This is a genomic window from Pseudoxanthomonas sp. PXM03 (assembly GCF_014852005.1).
Lineage (GTDB): Bacteria > Pseudomonadota > Gammaproteobacteria > Xanthomonadales > Xanthomonadaceae > Pseudoxanthomonas_A.
On the sequence record NZ_JACVAU010000005.1, the window covers coordinates 184,205 to 202,470 of the forward strand.

Sequence of the window (18,266 nt, forward strand, 5' to 3'; positions counted from 1 at the left end):
GCAGGCATCCTTGCCATGCCTGCGAACGGAGAGGTCGGTGTCTGGCAGCATCGGATGAAGCGATGACGTCACCCGTGCGGCGCGATCCGGGCGATGCGGACGGCACGTGCAGCAATGCCGGGAGCGTGCGCCACCGCTTCGCGCGGTGCCGTGCCTCCTTGTGCCCGGACCCCCGCGGATCGCTCGAAGGCTCACGCCAGCCTCGTCGTCAGTGTTGCGCGCACTGCTTGACCAGCCACGTGCGTGCGGCCTGCAGCGGCTGGTCCGTGGTCTCGTCGGGCACGACGGGCCCCTGGTGGATCACGCCGCGCCGGTCCTGGATATGCGCGGTGGTCAACGCCACCATGCCGCCGTTCGACAGGCGCATGCTCGCGTTGGCGGTGGTGGCGCCCCGCGTGGGCTGGCCGAAGAAGCGCACGTTGCGCTGGCCCTTGAAGCCCAGCGCCAGGATCTCGCCGGAGCTCATCGTGCCCGGCCCCAGGATGACGGCGAGGTGCGCGGGCTTGCGCACCAGGGCCGGCAGCTCCACGCGCGGAAACACGCTTTCGTTCATCCGCAGCTGTCCGTCGCGGACGTTGACCACCTGCGGCGCTCCGCTGCGTCCCTGGAAGGTCTCCAGCACGCCCTCGTCGTACAGTGGCGCGATGCCGCCCATCATCGGCCACATGTTGCCACCCGGATTGTGGGCGACGTCGACGATCAATCCGCAGGGGGCGTTGGCCAGTGACTGGTTGAGTGCATCGCGCACATCGCGCGTCGCCGCGGGCGTCTCGGCCGACCCGCCGCTCCAGGCGTTGATCGCCAGATGGCCGACGCCTTCGACGGTGCCATGCGCCTGCGCGATGGGCTTCGGCGTGCGTGCCGCCGGGTTGCCGGTGGACGTGCCGGCCGCTGCTCCGGACGGCACTGACGAAGGCGGGGGTGGCATGTAGAAGGAATGCCCATCCTTGAGGGCGCCAAGGACATGTCGGATGGCAGCGGTGCGACCGGCTTCGCCGGGCGAGGCCGCCAGCAACGCGTACGCCTCGCGTTCAACGACGGGCCAATCCGGCAGGTGGCCATTCACGCCTCGCGTGCGTGCCGCTGCGATGACTTCATCAAGGATGGCGTCCGCCGCATGGAGCGGTGGCGCGCAGGCGAACAGGACCAGGGCGATGGCGGAAAGGCGGGTGCGTAGCTTCACGAATGCGCGTTCCTTGTGCATGGGGGAGTCGGAGGGAGGCGGGCGGGACTTCGACGTTCCTTTCGTCGGCGGGTGGTCCGCAGGTGAAGCGGGCGCGCCCTCAGGGCAACCGCTTGAACGTCGTCGTCTGCAGGAACGGAGTGCCGTCCTTGTGGAAGGCGGCCTTGGTTTCGGTCAGCGTGCCGCCGTCTTCCGTGACCGAGTAGATGCGGGTCGAGGAGGGCGTGCCCTGGTAGGCGAGCTGCAGCACCACCACGTTGGGGGCAGGCATCTTCGCCGTGCCGACGTCGGCCCAGTAGCTGCCGGTGATCTTGCCGGGTGTCCCGTCCAGCGCCAGGGTGGCGTCCGAATCCATTGTGCCGCCATTGGGATCGACGATCTCGATATGCGTCGACCACATCCCGTCGCCGGGCTGCCTGAATTCCATCGTGACGCTGCGCGGGCGTGCGTCGGGTGGCATCGGCAACGTCGCCACATCCAGTGCCCAGCGGCCGACCAGCGGTGATGCGGCGAACGCGGGCGCGGCGTGCAGGGCGAGTGCGGCCAACAGGGCGAGGAACGTGGTCTTCATGGAGCCTCCGTGCAGGGTGGCGCGATGGCGGCGGGAACCGCATCCGTCGCGGGCAGGGCGACCATGCCATTCCATCCGCAATACTGTCCAGCCATGCAGCCCCGGCATGCGCAACGCGCCCGGGGCCAAGCGGGGTATCGGGATGTGCAGTGCCGGGTGCGGCCGTGGCCTCACCCGTGCGGCGTGATCACGGTGAGGCGGATGCGTGCAGCAGGAGCGACGGAAGCGCGCGCCGCGGCCTCGCCCTGCGCAGTGCATCCTTGCGCCCGGACCAGAAATGGATCTCGCGCTTGAGGTGTTGCCCGAAGAACACCGCCACGCGTTGCACCACGCCGGTCTGCACGACCACCAGCATGGGTTCGCGCGCCTCGGCCGGAATGGGCCAGCCTTCGTTTTCGGCGCATTCCACCGCGCGGTCATTCAGCAGGTGCGCCACGCGCTGGAAGCCGGATGCATTCGAGATGACGCGATGCAGCTTGGTGTTCATGGCGGCTCCGGACGTTGTGCGAGCCGGCACACTGCGGGCGCGGAAGCTAACCAATCTCGGAATCCCGCGTGAAGCCACGCTAGCACGTCGCCAGCATGCACGGCGCGGTTTCGGACAGGCGGGCGTCACGCCATGGTCACGGTGGGGCGCGCATCGTGGCGCCGCTACGGTGCAATACCGTATCGGCTGCTCAGCCGCGCGCCACGTCTTTCCCCATCCTCCGCATTGAGCTGCACCTGGCGTCGCGCCGGGTCACGGCCTTGGCCGTCCACGAGACCCAGGAAGGGTCCATCCCGCAGGAACCCCCCATGGAAATGCAGCAGAAAGAAGGCCTCGTGCAACAGAACCTGGTAGGCACCCTGAGGAGCCACCACACGTTCGGCACGTTCGCCCATGCCATCGACAAGGCAGGGCTGACCGCATCCCTCAATGGCAGCGATCAATACACCCTGTTCGCGCCGACCGATGATGCGTTCTCGGCGTTGCCCGCCGGGGCGCTGGACCGCCTGCTGGAACCGTCCAACAAGGATGAGCTCACCGCGCTGGTGAACTATCACCTGGTCACAGGCCGCAAGACCACGGCCGACGTGGGCAAGTGGCAGTCCGCGCGCACCGTGCAGGGCCAGGGCGCGCCGATCAGGATTGCCGACGGACAGATCAGCATCGACGGCGCCCACCTCACCCGGCCCGACATCATGGCCAGGAATGGCGTGATCCACGGCATCGACAAAGTGAACATTCCGGATTCCAGGCCTCACTGAGGTGAGGCAGCAAGGGAATGCACGCGGCGGGGAGCAATCCCCGCCGTTTTTTTTTGACGGAACCTGCACGCGCGACGACCGATGCTGCGCACGGTCCGCGTAAGAGGCGAGAAACGATCCATGAAATCCAGGCATCTGCGCATGGGCGTCGGCTTCCTGCCGATCTTCGAGGCGAACGGTGTGCAGGCGGCGCAGATGGTCATCAGGCGCGGTGGCAGGGAAGGCGGACCGGACAATCGCCATCGCGGCGCCGATCAGTGGCTGTTCGTCGCCGAGGGCCAGGGCGTGGCCATCGTGGAAGGCGCGCGCCGCGCGCTGAAGCCCGGCAGCCTGCTGCTGATCGAACGCGGCGAACGGCACGAGATCCGCGCCACCGGCCGTACGCCGCTGAAGACGGTCAACTTCTATTCCCCGCCCGCCTACACGCCCGACGGCGATGAGCGGCCGGCGGGCAAACCCTGAGACACGACGAGGTGACGACGATGGAGAGCGTGGCGCGCAGCCTGTTCGAACTGGGCATGCCGTGGTGGGAATTCGTGTTGCGTGCCGTCGCCGTCTACGTGGTGGTGCTGCTGATGGTGCGCCTGACCGGCAAGCGCACCGTAGGCCAGTTCACGCCGTTCGATCTGCTGGTGGTGGTGCTGCTGGGCACGGCGGTGCAGAACTCGCTGATCGGCGAGGACACATCGTTGCTGGGCGGCCTGATCCTGGCGGCAACGCTGCTGGGCCTGAACTGGAGCGTGGGCAAACTTTCCGCGCGCAGCCGCCGCTTCGACCAGGTGGTGGAGGGCAAGCCGGTGATCCTGCTGCGGCATGGCGAACTCTTCCGCGATGAGCTGGCGCGCCAGTCGCTGAGCGAGCACGACTTCGCCATCGCGCGCCGTTCCGCAGGCTACGCCACGCTGGGGGAAATCGAACTGGCCGTGCTGGAAACCTCGGGCGAGATCACCTTCATCGGCAGGAAGCCCTGATCGGGTAGCCAGGTGGGCGGCAAGACGGTGCGTCCATTCCTTCTCCCCGTTGCGCGGGGAGAAGGATGGCCGGAGACCGGGCGTGCGGCCGGTGGAAACTCAGTGCTTGTGCCCGAGCATCTCGTCGCGGCTCTGTTCGGCGCGCGACGCACCGATCGCGGTCTCGACCTTCTTGACCTCTTCCGGCGGCGGCAGCACTGCGGGCATGCCCAGCGACTGGATCCACAGCTCCCGGCACCAGCCCATCGTGTGGTACAGGTGGTGGTCTTCGTCGCTTTCCACGGCCTTGTACGCGGGCTCCAGCACCTTGGCCAGTTCGCCGCCCTGTTCCACGACCTTGCCGATCAGTTCCCAGTTCTGGTGGTCCTTGGTTTCGGCCAGTACGACGCATTCGGCAGCAACCAGTTCGGCGGCTTCCGGTGTGTCGCTCTTCATGGCCATCTCGATGGCCTTCACCAGCGAAGCGCCCTGGTGCGCGACCACGCTGCGGCCTGGCGACTTCTCTTCGGTATCCATGCCGAGTTGCTCGAACACGCGGGTAAGCACTTCTTCGTGCGTGCGTGTTTCGTCGAGGTACTCACCCCACTCCTTCTTCAGGTCCTTGTTCACTGCGGCCTTGATCGCCGTGGTGTAGATCTGGATGCCGCCGCGTTCGGTTTCGATGGCCTGCAGCAGCAGTTCGTGGACTTGCGCGGTGTTGACGGTGCGGGAACGTGCCATGGCGGTACTCCGTGGCTGTGAAAGGAGTAACCGTTCTAGGCGCAGGCGCGAAAACACGATGTGACGGCGACGCATGCACGACGTTCACATAGCCAACTGCGCACGCGTCGGTGAAGCGCATGTCACGCGCCAACGCGAGGCGCCATTTCGTGGTTACCGGGCACGTACCCGCAGTCTTGTTCCGGCAACGGATGCCGGCTGGGTGCGCCGCGCGCTGTGGAGGCGCGCATCCGGATGTTGCCCCGTTCCGTAGTGGTGAACGCGGCCCAGCCCGGGGCCGCCCGGGCCATGTCCGGCATGATGGGTTATCCTCCACGCCCCCCGCAGGAATCGATGCGATGAGCCAGTCCGACGACAACCCCGGCAAGGTCACCCAGGCGCAGGCCGAGGATGCCGTGCGCGTGCTGCTCGAATGGGCCGGCGAAGACCCGGCGCGCGAGGGCCTGCTGGACACGCCCAAGCGCGTGGCCAAGGCCTACCGCGACTGGTTCAGTGGCTACCAGATGGATCCGCGCGAGTACCTGGCGCGCACGTTCGAGGAAGTGGCCGGCTACGACGAGATGATCGTGCTGCGCGACATCGAGTTCGAAAGCCATTGCGAGCACCACATGGCGCCGATCATCGGCAAGGCGCATGTGGGTTACCTGCCTGACGGCAAGGTAGTGGGCATCAGCAAGCTGGCGCGCGTGGTGGACGTGTATGCGCGCCGTTTCCAGGTGCAGGAGAAGATGACCGCGCAGATCGCGCAGTGCATCCAGGACGTGCTGCAGCCGCGCGGCGTGGCGGTCGTCGTCGATGGCGCGCACGAATGCATGACCACGCGCGGCGTGCACAAGCGCGGCGTCAGCATGGTGACCAGCAAGATGCTGGGCACCTTCCGCGAAGACGCACGCACCCGCGCCGAATTCCTGCGCTTCATCGAGACCGGCAACGGACGGCGGTGAGGGCGGGCGACGTTGTAGGAGCGACGTGAGTCGCGACCGGATGACGTCTGCGTCCATTCGCCTGCCGTATCCAGTGGTGCCCGCTTTCCTGTTATCGGGAGGTGTACGGTCGCGACTCACGTCGCTCCTACAAAGGGCACAAGCATGACCACCTGCCCCTGCGGCACTGGCCGCGATTACGCGGCCTGCTGCGGCCGCTACCACGCCGGCGGCATCGCGCCGGATGCCGAAGCGCTGATGCGTTCGCGCTACAGCGCCTTTGTCACGGCTGATGCCGGTTACCTGCGCGCCACCTGGCATCCCGACACCTGTCCGGCCGAGCTGGGCCTGGACGCGCCCGGTGCGCTACGCACCACGTGGCTGGGCCTGTCGGTGAAGCAGCATCGCGTCACCGGGCCGGATACTGCGGAGGTGGAGTTCGTTGCCCGCTACCGCGTCGGAGGTGGCAGCGCCGTGCGGCTGCACGAGCGCAGCCGCTTCGTCCGCCTCGACGGGCGGTGGCTGTACGTGGACGGCGAGCATCGGTGATGGATGCTCCCTTCTCCCCGCAAGCGGGGAGAAGGTGCCCGAAGGGCGGATGAGGGGCGCTCTTCGCGCAGCACGCTTGGTGCTGATTGAAGGCGCGCATGCGCAACCACCTCAACACTTCGTGTTGCGTCTGGATCAATACAGTTGCTCTCCCCGCAAGCGGGGAGAGAGATGCTCAACCCTTCGGCGTCTCCAGGTAATCCAGCGTGACCTGCAGCAGTGCGCGCACGCCGACGTCGAGCGAGGCTTCGTCCAGCATGAACTCCGGGGAATGGTTGCTGGGGGCGGTCACCGGGTCGGTGCCCTTCGCCGTGCTGCCGACGAAGAAGAACATCGACGGCACTTCCAGCGCGTAGAACGAAAAGTCTTCGGCGCCCATCTGCAGCGGTGGGGTGATGACGTTGTCCGCGCCGACCACGGCCTGCAGGCTCGGCGTCATGCGCGCGGTGAGCGCGGGATCGTTGATGGTGGCGGGGTTGCCGCTGCGGTCGGGCACGTTGGCTTCCACCTTCGCGCCGTGCGCGGCGGACACATGGCTGGCGACGTTCTTCAGATCGGCGAAGATCTTCTGCCGCATGCCTTCGTCGAAAGTGCGGATGGTGCCGACCACTTCCACGTCGTCGGGGATGATGTTGTAGCGGATGCCGCCCTTGATGGCGCCGAAGCTGACCACCGCGGGTTGCCGGGAGATGTCGGTGCGGCGGCTGACGATCGTCTGCGTGGTGCCGATGACGTCGGCCATCGCCACGATCGGGTCCACGCCGCCCCATGGCCGCGAGCCATGCGTCTGCCGGCCGACGACCTTCAGGTTGAAGCTGTCCGATGCCGCCATCAGCGGGCCCTGGCGCGCGCCGATCTGGCCGACGGGAATCGACGAGAACACGTGCAGGCCGAACATCGCGTCCGGCTTGAAGTCCTTGAACAGGCCTTCCTTCAGCATCAGCGATGCGCCGCCTTCTTCGCCGGCGGGCGCGCCTTCCTCGGAAGGCTGGAACACCAGCAGCACTTCGCCGGCCAGCGTGTCCTTCATCGCCACCAGCGATTTCGCCACGCCCAGCAGGATGCCGGTGTGCGCGTCGTGGCCGCAGGCATGCATGACGCCGACGGTTTCGCCGCGATAGGTCGCGGTGGCCTTCGATGCGAACGGCAGGCTGTTGCGTTCGGTCACCGGCAGCGCATCCATGTCCGCCCGCAGCGCGATGCGCGGACCCGGCATGCCGCCCTTGATGATGGCGGTGACGCCGTGGTGCGCGATGCCGGTGCGCGGTTGCAGGCCGAGCTTGCGCAACTCTTCCGCAACGCGCTTGGCTGTCTGCTCCTCGCGGTTGGACAGCTCCGGATGCTGGTGGAAGTGCCGGCGCCAGTCCACGACCTGCTGCTGCACGGCCTTGCCGGCGGCAGCGACTTCCGCTCGTTGCGCGGGTGCGGCGTCCTGCGCGGCGGCGGGCAGTGCGCAGGCCAGCGCGACGGTGAGCAGGGAAATGGCGAGGGGACGAGCTGTACGCATCGGATCTGCTCCTGGAGGGATGCCCGATGCTAACCGCAATGGGGCATGTAGGAGGGGCTTTAGCCCCGACGCTTTGGCGAGCGCCTCCAGTCGGGGCTAAAGCCCCTCCTACAACGGCATCGCAGCTTCTAGAATGCGCAAGCGTCGCACGTGCTGGTTCCCGGGCGGACGCGCATCATCGTCCGCTGCGGAAACCTCATGCCCGACCTCGCCCTGCAGGTACTCCTGCTGCTGTTCCTCGCCGCGATGCTGGCGGGCTTCATCGATGCCATCGCCGGCGGCGGTGGCATGGTCACCATCCCGGCGATGCTGTTGGCCGGCATTCCGCCGCTGCACGTGCTGGGCACCAACAAGCTGCAGTCGCTGTTCGGTTCGGCCTCGGCCAGTTGGGCCTACGCGCGGCATGGGCATGTCGACCTGAAAGGCCAGCTGCCGATGGCACTCACCGCGGCGTTGGGCGCGGTGGGTGGCGCGCTGCTGGCGACCATCATCCCGGTGGAGTGGCTGAAGCTGGCGCTGCCGTTCCTGCTGGTGGGCATCGCCATCTATTTCGGGCTGAAGCCTGACATCGGCCATGTGGACCGGCACCAGCGCATGCGCCCGCTCGTGTTCGGGCTGACCTTCGTGCCGGTGATCGGCTTCTATGACGGCGTGTTCGGTCCCGGCACGGGGTCGTTCCTGATGCTCGGCTTCGTGGCGCTGGCGGGGTTCGGCATCCTCAAGGCCACGGCGCATACCAAGTTCCTCAACTTCGGCTCCAACCTCGGCGCGTTCGCGGTGTTCCTCGCGTTCGGCGCGGTGCTGTGGAAGGTGGGACTGGTGATGGGCGCGGGGCAGTTCCTCGGCGCGCAGCTGGGCTCGCGCTTCGCGATGAAGCAGGGCGCCCGCATCATCAAGCCGCTGCTGGTCACGGTGTCGATCGCGCTGGCGATCCGCCTGCTGGCCGATCCGCAGCATCCGTTGCGGATGTGGGTGGGCCTGTAGTCCTTCTCCCCGCGAGGCGGGGAGAAGGTGCCCGGAGGGCGGATGAGGGGCGAGCGCGATGCTTCGATTGCGTCCTGCACACGTCGGGGTCGACGGCTTCGTCTGCCCCTCACCCGCCTTCGGCACCCTCTCCCCGCAGGCGGGGAGAGGGGAAGATCAAGGCTTCGTAGCGAGATAGTCCAGCGCCACCTGCAGCATCGCCCGGCTGCCGGTCTGCAGCGCCTGTTCGTCCAGCAGGAACTGCGGCGAATGGTTGATCGGTGCGGTGGCCGGATCGATGCCCTTCGACGTCGAGCCCACGAAGAAGTAGAAACCCGGCACCGTGTTGGCGAACTGCGAGAAGTCCTCGGCCACGGTTACCAATGGCATCTCGACCACGCTGGCTGCGCCGACGGCCTTGTCCAGCGAAGGCCGCACGCGCTGGGTGAGCGCGGGCTGGTTGATGGTGGCCGGCGCGTTGTTGGCCACCTTCAGCTCGGCGCTGCCACCGCTGGCATGGCTGTAGTCGTCGGCGATGCGGCGGAAGCGTGCGATCACGTCCTCGCGCACGGCCGGGTCGAACGTGCGCAGCGTGCCGACCAGCGTCGCTTCGTCCGGGATGATGTTGAAGCGTACGCCGGCCTGGAACTGGCCCGCGGTCAGCACCACCGGGCTGGTGGCGATGTTCACCTGGCGCGCAATCATGCTCTGCGTGCCGAGCAGGATCTGCGCGCCCAGGGTGATCGGGTCCACGCCATCCCACGGCCGCGAGCCGTGCGTCTGCTTGCCCTTCACCACCAGCGACCATTCGTCCGCCGCAGCCAGCAGTGGCCCGCTGCGGTAGCCCACGCTGCCCACCGGCAGGCCGGCCCAGACATGCAGGCCGAACACGGCGTCCGGGGTGAAGTCCTTGAACACGCCCTCCTGCAGCATCAACGCCGCGCCGAATACTTCACCCGCGACCGGCGGACCTTCTTCCGCCGGCTGGAAGACGAACATCACTTCGCCGGCCAGTTCGTCCTTCGCCGCGACCAGCGCCTGCGCCACGCCCATCAGGATGGCGACATGCGCATCGTGGCCGCAGGCGTGCATCACGCCGACCGGTTGGCCGCGGTAGTCGGCCTTCACCTTCGAGGCGAACGGCAGGCCCGTCTGTTCGGTGACGGGCAACGCGTCCATGTCCGCGCGCAAAGCGATGCGCGGACCCGGCTTCGCGCCCTTCAACACCGCGACCACGCCGGTCTTGCCGACGCCGGTGCGGACCGTCAGGCCCAGTGAGCGCAGGTGGTCGGCGACGCGCTTGGCGGTGCGGACTTCCTGCTCGCCCAGCTCGGGATGCTGGTGGAAGTCGCGGCGCCATTGCACCAGCTGCGGTTGCGCACGCTCGAGCGCAGCGAGCGCGGCGGCGTCCTGAGCACGGACGTCGGCACCCGCCAGTGCGGCGGTGACGACGAGCAGGGCGGCGAACAGGCGGTGGGCGCGAAGCATGGTGGCATCCGGGGCGTGCGGGGAGCACGATGCTAGTCCCTGCGGGGCGCGCGTCCAATGGCAAATCACCATGAGCGCATGCCCGCGCGCGGCTCGCATTCGATACGCGCGCGTGGCAGGCTCGCAGGCCACTGAGCAGCCCGTATACCCATGACCCGCGACGCCGATCCTGCTTCCTCCAGTCCGCTGCAGGGCGATGCTGCATTGCTGCGTGCGGTGGGCAGCCTGGCGCTGGCGGCGGCCGTCATCAACATCATCGTCGGCGGCGGCATCTTCAAGATGCCCGCGGCGCTGTCATCGCAGGTCGGTGCGGCCGCGCCGCTGGCGCTGCTGGCCGGCGCGGTGGTGATGGTGCCGGTGGCGTTGTGCTTCGCCGCCATCGGCAGCCGCGCCTCCGCGACCGGTGGCCCGTACACCTATGTCAGCGCGGTGTTCGGCACGCTGCCGGGGTTCCTCGCCGGAGCGCTGATGTGGATCTGCAACGTGGCCTCCAGTGCCGGCGTGGCGGCTGCACTGTCGCTGCAGGTCGCCAGCCTGTGGCCAGTGTTCGCCGCGCCGGTGCCGCGCGCGCTGTTGCTGTTGGGCGTGTACGCCGCGATCTACGCACTGAACGCCTTCGGCGTGAAGCTGGGCGCGCGCGCCGTAATGACGCTGGCCACGTTGAAATTGGTGCCGCTGTTCCTGCTGGTGCTCGTGGGCCTGGCCTTCGTCGACACCACGCAGGTCAGCTTTGCCTTCAGCGACGTGCCGTCATGGACGGCGTTGGGCGCGGCTATGGTGATGGTGGTGTTCGCGTACTCCGGCGTGGAGACGGCGCTGATTCCCGGTGGCGAAGTGCGCGATCCCTCGCGCAGCGTACCGCGCGCGGCGATGAGCGCCATCCTGCTGGTGGTGCTGCTGTACCTGGGCCTGCAGATCGTCTGCCAGGGCGTGCTGGGCCCGGCCCTGGCGAGCAGCAGTGTGCCCATCGCCGAGGCGGCGGGTCGGCTGTGGGACCCCGCGCGCATCGCGCTGCTAGTGACCGCGAGCATCTCGATGGCGGGTTTCCTGCTGGGCAACCTGCTGGGCTCGTCGCGGCTGCTGTTCGCACTGGGGCGCGATGGCTACCTGCCGCAGGCCTTCGGCCGCGTCAGCGCCACCCACCGCGTACCGCTGCTGGCGCTGGCCACGCACGCCGGCATTGCCTGCCTGCTGGCGGTGGTGGGCAACTTCGAAGCACTGGTGCTGATCTCGGGCGGTGCCGTGTGCCTGGTGTACGTGATGGTGTGCGTGGCGGCATGGCGCGCGCAGCGAAGCGACCTGCGCGAGCGCGGTGAGCCCTTCGTGCTGCGCGGCGGTCCGCTGGTGCCGGGGTTGGCGGTGGTCGGCATGGTGGCCATCCTGACCACGCTGAGCGCGCGCGAATGGACGGCAATCGGCGTGGCGGTGGTGGTGCTGGCGGTGGTGTACGCGGTGCTGGTGGGGCTGCGTCGGCGCGTTGGGGCCTGATCTGTAGGAGCGACGTCAGTCGCGACCGCTCGGCTCGCGCTCGCGCGATATCCGGTGACGTGCGCTTTTATCGCTGAGGCGAGGCGATGCTTTCCTGGATCGGGCGGCAGCTACCCGGTCGCGACTGACGTCACTCCTGCAGGAAGCCCGTCCCCTGCTCAGCGGAACACCACCGTCCGGTGCCCATTCAACAGGATCCGGTGTTCCACGTGGCGACGGACGGCGCGGGCCAACACCAGCGATTCGATATCGCTGCCCATGCGGACCAGTTCCTTCGGCGTCATCGCGTGGTCCACGCGGGCGACGTCCTGTTCGATGATCGGACCTTCGTCCAGGTCGCGGGTCACGTAGTGCGCGGTGGCGCCGATGATCTTGACCCCGCGCTGGTGCGCCTGGTGGTAGGGCCGGGCGCCCTTGAAGCTGGGCAGGAAGCTGTGGTGGATGTTGATCGCGCGGCCGGCCAGCGCATCGCACAGCGTGGGCGAGAGGATCTGCATGTAGCGGGCCAGCACGACCAGGTCGATCTGCTCGCGTTCGACCAGGTCGATGATGCGCTGCTCCTGCTCATCCCGATGCGCCGCGGAGACGGGCAGGTGGTGGAACGCCACGCCGTAGGATTGCGCCAGCGCCGCGAAGTCGTCGTGGTTGGACGCGACGCAGGCGATCTCCACCGGCAGCTGTCGGCTGTGCACGCGGAACAGCAGGTCGTTGAGGCAATGGCCCTGCTTGCTCACCAGCACCATCAGCCGCGCCTTGCGGCGTGCGTCGTGGATCTGCCATTCCATCGCGAACGCGTCGGCCAGCGGTGCGAAGCGTGCGCGCAGGGCATCGGCGGCAATCGCCTCCGGCAGGTCGAAATGCACACGCAGGAAGAAGCGGCCGGATTCGTCGTCGCCGAACTGCTGGGCGTCCAGGATGTTGCAGCCCGCGTCGAACAGCAGGCCGGTGACGCGATAGACGATGCCGGTGGTATCCGGGCAGGAGAGCGTGAGGATGTGGTCGCGGCGCATGGGGGTCTGCTTACTCGCAGCGGGCCGCGGTGATGCGGTTGTCGGCGTCGAGGAAGACACGCAGGCGGTCGTTGCGCGCGTCGTGCTTCACGACCGTCTTCGGGCCGATGGGGTTGACCAGTCCGGCGCCGCTCTCGCGCGACAGGCGCTTGAGCGTGGCCTCATCCGCAGGTTGACCCGTCGCCCAGCCAAGTGCGCTATCGCTGCAGCGCCCGCTGCCCTCCACCTGGGGGCCAGGGGTGCTGACGCAGGAAGACAGGGCGAAGGCGGCGCCTGTCAGCAGGAAGGCGTGGAAAGACGAACGGCGCAACGGGCGGGGGGATGTCATGGCAGCATCTCCGGATGCGGGGGAAGATCGCTGTTTAACACACTCGCTGGCTCAAAAGGCGAGCCCCCGCCGCCATCGCTTGCTGCCGTCCCGCGCCTACGGAGATCGCCATGGATCGTCGCTTCGTTCTGCTGCTTGCCCTTGCCGCCGTGCTGTTGCCCAGCCTGTCCTCCCGCTCCGCCGCCGCTTGCACCCGGCTGGTCTATCTGGGGGCGGACAGCGACGTCATCACCGCGCGTTCGATGGACTGGAAGAACGATGTGGCGACCAACCTGTGGATCTTCCCGCGCGGCATGCAGCGCAGCGGACAGGCCGGACCCGACTCGGTGAAGTGGACATCGAAGTACGGCAGCGTCATCGCTACCGGCTACGAGGTCTCCACCACCGACGGCATGAACGAAGCCGGTCTGATGGCGAACGTGCTGTGGCTGGTGGAATCCGAATACCCGGTCTACAACGGGCGCGGCCCGGGCCTGAGCATCGCGGCGTGGGCGCAATACGCGCTGGACAACTACGGCAGCGTGAAGGAGGCCGTCGAGGCGCTGCGCAAGGAACCCTTCACCCTGGTGACCGACAAGGTGCCCGGCGAGGACCGGTTGGCCACGCTGCACCTGTCGCTGTCTGACGCCAGCGGCGACAGCGCCATCATCGAGTACATCGGCGGGAAGCAGGTGATCCATCACGGCCGCCAGTACCAGGTGATGACCAATTCGCCGGTGTTCGACCAGCAGCTCGCGCTCAACGCGTACTGGAAGCAGATCGGGGGCACGGTGATGCTGCCGGGTACCAACCGCGCCGCGGACCGCTTCGCGCGCGCGTCGTTCTACGTCAACGCGATTCCGAAGAGCGAAGATCCGGTGAAGGCACTGGCCAGCGTCTTCAGCGTGATCCGCAATGCATCGGTGCCATTCGGCATCAACACGCCGGAAGAGCCGAACATCTCCTCCACCCGCTGGCGCACGGTCGCCGACCACAAGCGCAAGCTGTACTTCTTCGAATCCGCATTGACGCCCAACACCTTCTGGGTGGACCTGAAGGACGTGGACTTCTCGAAGGAGACCGGCAAGGTACTGCGGCTGGACCTGGGCCCGGACCAGCGCAACGTGTTCGCCGGCAACGCGGTGAAGGACTTCAGGCCGGCCGAGCCGTTCGAGTTTCTGGGCCTGTAGTCAGAGGTCGAACGCCAGCAGGTCGTGACCGGTGGCCGCGCGCACCACGCGCCGGTACAGCACGTTGCCGCTGCCGCCATTGGTCAGCGCCACCAGCGCGCGCTGGCCGGAAAGATCGCCCAGGGCGAAGTTCTTGAAGATGCCGCCATTGCTGCCCGAGTGGTAGAACACGGGCCCGCGTGGCGTGGCTTCCAGGTTCCAGCCCAGGCCCTTGTCGGTCCAGCGGCCGGGCACGTCGATCTGCTTCGTCAGCATCGCCGTGCGCGTGGTCGCGGTGATCTGCCAGGGCTCGCGCGGCGTACGCACCAACAGCGCCATGAAGCGGGCATAGTCCGTCGGCGTGGTACGCAGACTGGCCGCGGCATTGGCCAGGATGTCGCCGGGCCAGTTCACCAGGCCCTTCGGCGTGATCGCCTGCACGTCCGGCAGCGCACGCGCGGCGTCTTCGTAACGCCACGCGGACAGCGGCCTGCCCCAGCGACCAGCGACGACCTGCGCCGCGCTCCACTGTTCGCGCAGCATCTGCGGTGGCATGCCGGGCTCTTCGTCCTCGACGGCACGATGGCCATGGACCGAACGCGCGGCGAGGTCCGCGCTCCACGTGTAGCTGCTGTCGCGCATGCCGGCCGGACCGAACAACAGGCGGTGCATGGACTCGTCCAGGCTCTCGCCGGTCAGCGTCTCCACCACCAGTTGCAGCCAGAAGATCGCCTCGCCCGAATAGTCGATGCGCGAGCCGGGCTTCACTGCGGGCACCAGTTTTTCGTTTGCCGGATCCTTGCGCCAGTTCGGCATGCCGGTGGAATGGCGCAGCACGTCGCGCGCGGTGACCAGGTCCACCCAGGGGTGATCGGCCAGGTAGTCCATCCGCCGGTAACGCACCAGCGGCGCGTCGAGATCGATCACGCCCTGGTCCGCCAGTTGCAGCACCAGGTAGGCGAACACGGGCTTGCTGAGCGAGGCATCCTCGAACAGCGTGTCGTCCGCCATCGGCGTATGCGTCTGCGCGTTCGACACGCCGAGGTTGCGCGACCACACCACCTCGCCATGTTCCACCACCGCCAGGCCGATGGCCGGGACACGCAACGCCTGCATCAGGCGTGGCAGGTCGGCGAGGAAAGGATCGGGCGGGATCCAGCCGGCAGCATCGTCGCAGGCGGCGGCGCGGGTGACCTGCGGCCAGGTCGCGGCTGCCAGGGTCGACAGGGCGGCGGTCTTCAGCCAGCGGCGGCGCGGGGGGGAAGACAGGGAGGGATGATTCATGCGGGCCTGGTTGAAGATCGTGGCGTCATGGAGGTGGACGAACGAGCGACCCCAAACCCCGCCGCGAGATCGTCATGGCTGCACTTGACGTACCACCATGCCGGGGGTAATTTGCCCATCGCCAAGGTTTCCATCGCTTTATCCAGATATAGCGATGGAATTAAAAGGGAAGCCGGTGCGGCCTGTTCCATGGGCCTATTCCGGCGCTGCCCCGCAGCGGTATTTGGAAACGAACCTCGCCAACAGCACTGGTCCTCGCGGACCGGGAAGCGGCGGGAAGTAGGCCAGCGCACCCGCGCCCGTCCATGAGCCCGAAGACCTGCCCTGGCCGGAGGACACGACCGTCCTCCGACTGACCTGGAGCTTCCGAGGGGAGGTGGCCGGAGCCCGTGTCCGTGCGCGCCTGCCCGGATGCGTCCTCCTGCGCCCGACTTCGGCACTCCGGCTCGCCCGCGGGGGCGAAGGTCGCTGGCGTGGCGGGCCCTGGCCTGGCGCGCGGTTCCTTCGTTCCTCATCCGCTACCGCATGAGGACACGCACCATGACCACCGTTACCACCCTCGGCTTCCCGCGCATCGGCGTGAAGCGCGAACTGAAATCCGCCCTGGAAAGCTACTGGCGTGGCGAAAGCACCGCCGACGACCTCCAGCGCACCGCGCGCGACCTGCGCCATCGCCACTGGCAACTGCAGCGCGAGGCCGGCGCCGATGTCGTGCCGTGCAACGACTTCGCGCTGTACGACCACGTGCTGGACACCGCCTTCCTGTTCGATGCCATCCCGGACGCCTACCGCGCGCTGGCCGACGCCGATCCGCTGGCCGGCTATTTCGCACTCGCACGCGGCGTGCAGGACGGCGGTGCTGACCTGCGCGCGCTGGAGATGACCAAATGGTTCGACACCAACTACCACTACCTGGTGCCGGAGCTGCACGCCGGGCAGACCTTCCGCCTGCGTGGCGACAAGCCGGTGGCGGAATTCCTGGAAGCGCGCGCCGCCGGCCATGCCGCGCGGCCCGTGCTGCTGGGGCCGGTGAGTTTCCTGCTGTTGGCCAAGACGGTGGATGGCAGCGATCGTCTCGCGCTGCTGGAAGCATTGCTGCCGGTGTACGCGGCGCTGCTGGCCAGGCTGCACGACGCGGGCGCGGACTGGGTGCAGATCGACGAACCCTGCCTGGTGCTGGACCTGGATGATGCGGCACGCGCCGCCTATGTGCAGGCCTACGCCACGCTGGCGAAAGGGACGCGGCCCTCGCTGCTGCTGGCGACCTACTTCGGCCGCCTCGGCGACAACCTGCCGCTCGCGTGCGCGCTGCCGGTGGATGGCCTGCATGTCGACCTGGTGCGTGGCAAGGAGCAACTGGACGAGGTGTTGAAGCATCTGCCGAAGGGCCGCGTGCTGTCGGCGGGGCTGGTGGACGGCCGCAACATCTGGCGCACGAACCTGGACAACGCGTTGATCCTGGCGAAGTACGCGCAGGGCCATGTCGGCGACATCGCGTTGTGGTTGGCGCCGTCGTGTTCGCTGCTGCACGTGCCGGTCGACGTGGCCGGCGAGAAGGCGCTGCCTTCCGACCTGCGATCATGGCTGGCCTTTGCGCGCCAGAAGATCGAAGAACTGCGCCTGCTGTCCGATGCCCTGCGCGATCCGCGCGCGGCGGAGCCGGACCTGGCCATCGCCCGTGACCGGATCGAATCGCGCCGGCATTCGGCGCGCGTGCATCGTCCTGCAGTGGCGGCGCGCCTGGCATCGCCCGATGTCGCCGACATCCATCGCGATTCGCCTTACCCGCAACGCCGTGCCGCGCAGGCGGCGCGCTTCGGATTGCCGGACTTCCCCACCACCACCATCGGCTCGTTCCCGCAGACGCACCAGGTGCGCGAAGCACGGGCCAGGCACAAGAGCGGCAGACTGTCCGACGCCGACTACGACACCTTCCTGCGCGAGGAAACCGGGCGCTGCGTGCGCTTCCAGGAAGAGATCGGCATCGACGTGCTGGTGCATGGCGAGTTTGAACGCAACGACATGGTGGAGTACTTCGGCGAACAGCTGGAGGGCTTCGCTTTCACCCGGAATGGCTGGGTGCAGAGCTACGGCTCGCGCTGCGTGAAGCCGCCGGTGATCTACGGCGACGTACAGCGCCCGGCGCCGATGACGGTGCGCTGGTCGCAGTACGCGCAGTCGCTGACCGACCGGCCGATGAAGGGCATGCTGACCGGCCCGGTGACGGTGCTGCAGTGGTCCTTCGTCCGCGACGACCAGTCCCGCGCGCAGACCTGCCGGCAGATCGCGCTGGCGCTGCGCGACGAAGTGCTGGATCTGGAAGCGGCCGGCATCTGCGTCATCCAGATCGACGAGCCTGCACTGCGCGAAGGCCTGCCGCTGCGGCGCGCCGACTGGTCTTCATACCTCGACTGGGCGGTGGAGTGTTTCCGCATCACCGCCGCCGGCGTGGCCGACGACACCCAGGTGCACACGCACATGTGCTATTCCGAGTTCAACGACATCATGGACGCCGTTGCGGCGATGGACGCTGACGTGATCTCCATCGAAACCTCGCGCTCGCGCATGGAACTGCTGGATGCCTTCGTGAAATTCCGCTATCCCAACGACATCGGGCCGGGCGTGTATGACATCCACTCACCGCGCATTCCCTCGGTCGGCGAGATGATCGGCTTGCTGGAGAAGGCGCGTGCGGTGCTGGCGCCGGAGCAGATCTGGGTCAATCCCGATTGCGGCCTGAAGACGCGGGGCTGGCCGGAGGTACGCACGGCTCTGGAGCGCATGGTCGAAGCGGCACGGGCCGTGCGCCAGGGGGAGGTCCGCGCGGCTTAGGCGAAGCGGGTGCCCCGCGTGGCGCGGGGCATCGCGCAGGGGCGCGTTCGCAC

The 18,266-nt window shown here is 67.9% G+C and carries 18 protein-coding genes and 1 riboswitch; of the genes, 9 read left to right on the plus strand and 9 right to left on the minus strand.

The annotated features are described in order from the left end of the window. Window positions 1–208 precede the first annotated feature (208 nt). From IB223_RS18120 to IB223_RS18130, 3 genes are all read right to left on the minus strand, one after another. Window positions 209–1,183 (minus strand): S41 family peptidase, encoded by a 975-nt coding sequence (locus IB223_RS18120; RefSeq protein WP_192203184.1) that lies wholly within the window; start codon window positions 1,181–1,183, stop codon window positions 209–211. A 100-nt stretch (window positions 1,184–1,283) separates the two neighbouring features. Beyond that, the gene (locus IB223_RS18125; protein WP_192203232.1) at window positions 1,284–1,730 is read right to left on the minus strand and encodes a LuxR family transcriptional regulator; all 447 of its coding nucleotides are present in this window, start codon (window positions 1,728–1,730) and stop codon (window positions 1,284–1,286) included. A 211-nt stretch (window positions 1,731–1,941) separates the two neighbouring features. Then, window positions 1,942–2,241, minus strand: a complete 300-nt coding sequence (locus tag IB223_RS18130; RefSeq protein WP_192203185.1) for a hypothetical protein — start codon at window positions 2,239–2,241, stop codon at window positions 1,942–1,944. A gap of 308 nt (window positions 2,242–2,549) precedes the next feature. On the opposite strand from IB223_RS18130, the gene IB223_RS18135 reads away from it, so the two are divergent. From IB223_RS18135 to IB223_RS18145, 3 genes are all read left to right on the plus strand, one after another. After that, a complete protein-coding gene (locus IB223_RS18135) occupies window positions 2,550–3,002 on the plus strand; it encodes a fasciclin domain-containing protein (RefSeq protein WP_225591196.1) in 453 nt (150 codons plus the stop codon). Between the two features lie 120 nt (window positions 3,003–3,122). Beyond that, window positions 3,123–3,464 carry a cupin domain-containing protein gene (locus IB223_RS18140; RefSeq protein WP_192203186.1) on the plus strand — a complete coding sequence of 114 codons (342 nt, stop codon included), beginning with the start codon at window positions 3,123–3,125 and terminating at the stop codon, window positions 3,462–3,464. A gap of 20 nt (window positions 3,465–3,484) precedes the next feature. Further along, a complete protein-coding gene (locus IB223_RS18145; RefSeq protein ID WP_192203234.1) occupies window positions 3,485–3,973 on the plus strand; it encodes a YetF domain-containing protein in 489 nt (162 codons plus the stop codon). 99 nt (window positions 3,974–4,072) lie between these two features. Here IB223_RS18145 and IB223_RS18150 read toward each other — a convergent pair whose 3' ends face one another. Further along, complete coding sequence (locus IB223_RS18150) at window positions 4,073–4,693, minus strand: hypothetical protein (RefSeq protein ID WP_142122914.1); 621 nt, start codon at window positions 4,691–4,693, stop codon at window positions 4,073–4,075. A 338-nt stretch (window positions 4,694–5,031) separates the two neighbouring features. On the opposite strand from IB223_RS18150, the gene folE reads away from it, so the two are divergent. Beyond that, on the plus strand, window positions 5,032–5,637 hold the full coding sequence (gene folE / locus IB223_RS18155; protein WP_142122915.1) for a GTP cyclohydrolase I FolE: 606 nt from the start codon (window positions 5,032–5,034) through the stop codon (window positions 5,635–5,637). Window positions 5,638–5,781: 144 nt separating this feature from the next. Further along, window positions 5,782–6,165, plus strand: a complete 384-nt coding sequence (locus IB223_RS18160; RefSeq protein ID WP_192203187.1) for a YchJ family metal-binding protein — start codon at window positions 5,782–5,784, stop codon at window positions 6,163–6,165. 175 nt (window positions 6,166–6,340) lie between these two features. On the opposite strand, the gene IB223_RS18165 is transcribed toward IB223_RS18160, so the two are convergent. Further along, window positions 6,341–7,672 (minus strand): M20 family metallopeptidase, encoded by a 1,332-nt coding sequence (locus IB223_RS18165; RefSeq protein ID WP_192203188.1) that lies wholly within the window; start codon window positions 7,670–7,672, stop codon window positions 6,341–6,343. Between the two features lie 198 nt (window positions 7,673–7,870). Here IB223_RS18165 and IB223_RS18170 point away from each other — a divergent pair, with 198 nt between their 5' ends. Further along, window positions 7,871–8,656, plus strand: coding sequence for a TSUP family transporter (locus tag IB223_RS18170; protein ID WP_192203189.1), 786 nt, complete (start codon window positions 7,871–7,873; stop codon window positions 8,654–8,656). A 156-nt stretch (window positions 8,657–8,812) separates the two neighbouring features. On the opposite strand, the gene IB223_RS18175 is transcribed toward IB223_RS18170, so the two are convergent. Continuing rightward, window positions 8,813–10,123 carry an amidohydrolase gene (locus tag IB223_RS18175; RefSeq protein ID WP_192203190.1) on the minus strand — a complete coding sequence of 437 codons (1,311 nt, stop codon included), beginning with the start codon at window positions 10,121–10,123 and terminating at the stop codon, window positions 8,813–8,815. A gap of 150 nt (window positions 10,124–10,273) precedes the next feature. Between IB223_RS18175 and IB223_RS18180 the strand changes: the two genes are divergently transcribed. Further along, window positions 10,274–11,611, plus strand: a complete 1,338-nt coding sequence (locus IB223_RS18180; protein WP_192203191.1) for an APC family permease — start codon at window positions 10,274–10,276, stop codon at window positions 11,609–11,611. Window positions 11,612–11,769: 158 nt separating this feature from the next. Here the strand turns inward: IB223_RS18180 and purU are convergent, their stop codons facing one another. Continuing rightward, window positions 11,770–12,621: a formyltetrahydrofolate deformylase gene (gene purU, locus IB223_RS18185; protein ID WP_192203192.1), complete on the minus strand. Its 852-nt coding sequence runs from the start codon at window positions 12,619–12,621 to the stop codon at window positions 11,770–11,772. A gap of 10 nt (window positions 12,622–12,631) precedes the next feature. Next, window positions 12,632–12,949 (minus strand): hypothetical protein, encoded by a 318-nt coding sequence (locus tag IB223_RS18190; RefSeq protein ID WP_192203193.1) that lies wholly within the window; start codon window positions 12,947–12,949, stop codon window positions 12,632–12,634. 110 nt (window positions 12,950–13,059) lie between these two features. Between IB223_RS18190 and IB223_RS18195 the strand changes: the two genes are divergently transcribed. Then, entirely contained in the window at window positions 13,060–14,118 is a 1,059-nt protein-coding gene (locus IB223_RS18195) for a linear amide C-N hydrolase (RefSeq protein ID WP_192203194.1), read from the plus strand. Here IB223_RS18195 and IB223_RS18200 read toward each other — a convergent pair whose 3' ends face one another. After that, on the minus strand, window positions 14,119–15,381 hold the full coding sequence (locus IB223_RS18200; protein WP_192203195.1) for a serine hydrolase domain-containing protein: 1,263 nt from the start codon (window positions 15,379–15,381) through the stop codon (window positions 14,119–14,121). Window positions 15,382–15,488: 107 nt separating this feature from the next. Then, window positions 15,489–15,723: riboswitch (cobalamin riboswitch) on the plus strand. 198 nt (window positions 15,724–15,921) lie between these two features. Between IB223_RS18200 and metE the strand changes: the two genes are divergently transcribed. Next, window positions 15,922–18,213 carry a 5-methyltetrahydropteroyltriglutamate--homocysteine S-methyltransferase gene (gene metE, locus IB223_RS18205; protein ID WP_192203196.1) on the plus strand — a complete coding sequence of 764 codons (2,292 nt, stop codon included), beginning with the start codon at window positions 15,922–15,924 and terminating at the stop codon, window positions 18,211–18,213. Window positions 18,214–18,266 lie beyond the last annotated feature (53 nt).

Excerpts from the sequence above, each read along its gene's own strand:
- IB223_RS18130 (WP_192203185.1), bottom strand. The coding sequence starts at position 2,241 with ATGAACACCAAGCTGCATCGCGTCATCTCGAATGCATCCGGCTTCCAG.
- IB223_RS18135 (WP_225591196.1), top strand. The coding sequence starts at position 2,550 with ATGGAAATGCAGCAGAAAGAAGGCCTCGTGCAACAGAACCTGGTAGGC.
- IB223_RS18140 (WP_192203186.1), top strand. The coding sequence starts at position 3,123 with ATGAAATCCAGGCATCTGCGCATGGGCGTCGGCTTCCTGCCGATCTTC.
- IB223_RS18145 (WP_192203234.1), top strand. The coding sequence starts at position 3,485 with ATGGAGAGCGTGGCGCGCAGCCTGTTCGAACTGGGCATGCCGTGGTGG.
- IB223_RS18150 (WP_142122914.1), bottom strand. The coding sequence starts at position 4,693 with ATGGCACGTTCCCGCACCGTCAACACCGCGCAAGTCCACGAACTGCTG.
- folE (WP_142122915.1), top strand. The coding sequence starts at position 5,032 with ATGAGCCAGTCCGACGACAACCCCGGCAAGGTCACCCAGGCGCAGGCC.
- IB223_RS18160 (WP_192203187.1), top strand. The coding sequence starts at position 5,782 with ATGACCACCTGCCCCTGCGGCACTGGCCGCGATTACGCGGCCTGCTGC.
- IB223_RS18165 (WP_192203188.1), bottom strand. The coding sequence starts at position 7,672 with ATGCGTACAGCTCGTCCCCTCGCCATTTCCCTGCTCACCGTCGCGCTG.
- IB223_RS18170 (WP_192203189.1), top strand. The coding sequence starts at position 7,871 with ATGCCCGACCTCGCCCTGCAGGTACTCCTGCTGCTGTTCCTCGCCGCG.
- IB223_RS18175 (WP_192203190.1), bottom strand. The coding sequence starts at position 10,123 with ATGCTTCGCGCCCACCGCCTGTTCGCCGCCCTGCTCGTCGTCACCGCC.
- IB223_RS18180 (WP_192203191.1), top strand. The coding sequence starts at position 10,274 with ATGACCCGCGACGCCGATCCTGCTTCCTCCAGTCCGCTGCAGGGCGAT.
- purU (WP_192203192.1), bottom strand. The coding sequence starts at position 12,621 with ATGCGCCGCGACCACATCCTCACGCTCTCCTGCCCGGATACCACCGGC.
- IB223_RS18190 (WP_192203193.1), bottom strand. The coding sequence starts at position 12,949 with ATGACATCCCCCCGCCCGTTGCGCCGTTCGTCTTTCCACGCCTTCCTG.
- IB223_RS18195 (WP_192203194.1), top strand. The coding sequence starts at position 13,060 with ATGGATCGTCGCTTCGTTCTGCTGCTTGCCCTTGCCGCCGTGCTGTTG.
- IB223_RS18200 (WP_192203195.1), bottom strand. The coding sequence starts at position 15,381 with ATGAATCATCCCTCCCTGTCTTCCCCCCCGCGCCGCCGCTGGCTGAAG.
- metE (WP_192203196.1), top strand. The coding sequence starts at position 15,922 with ATGACCACCGTTACCACCCTCGGCTTCCCGCGCATCGGCGTGAAGCGC.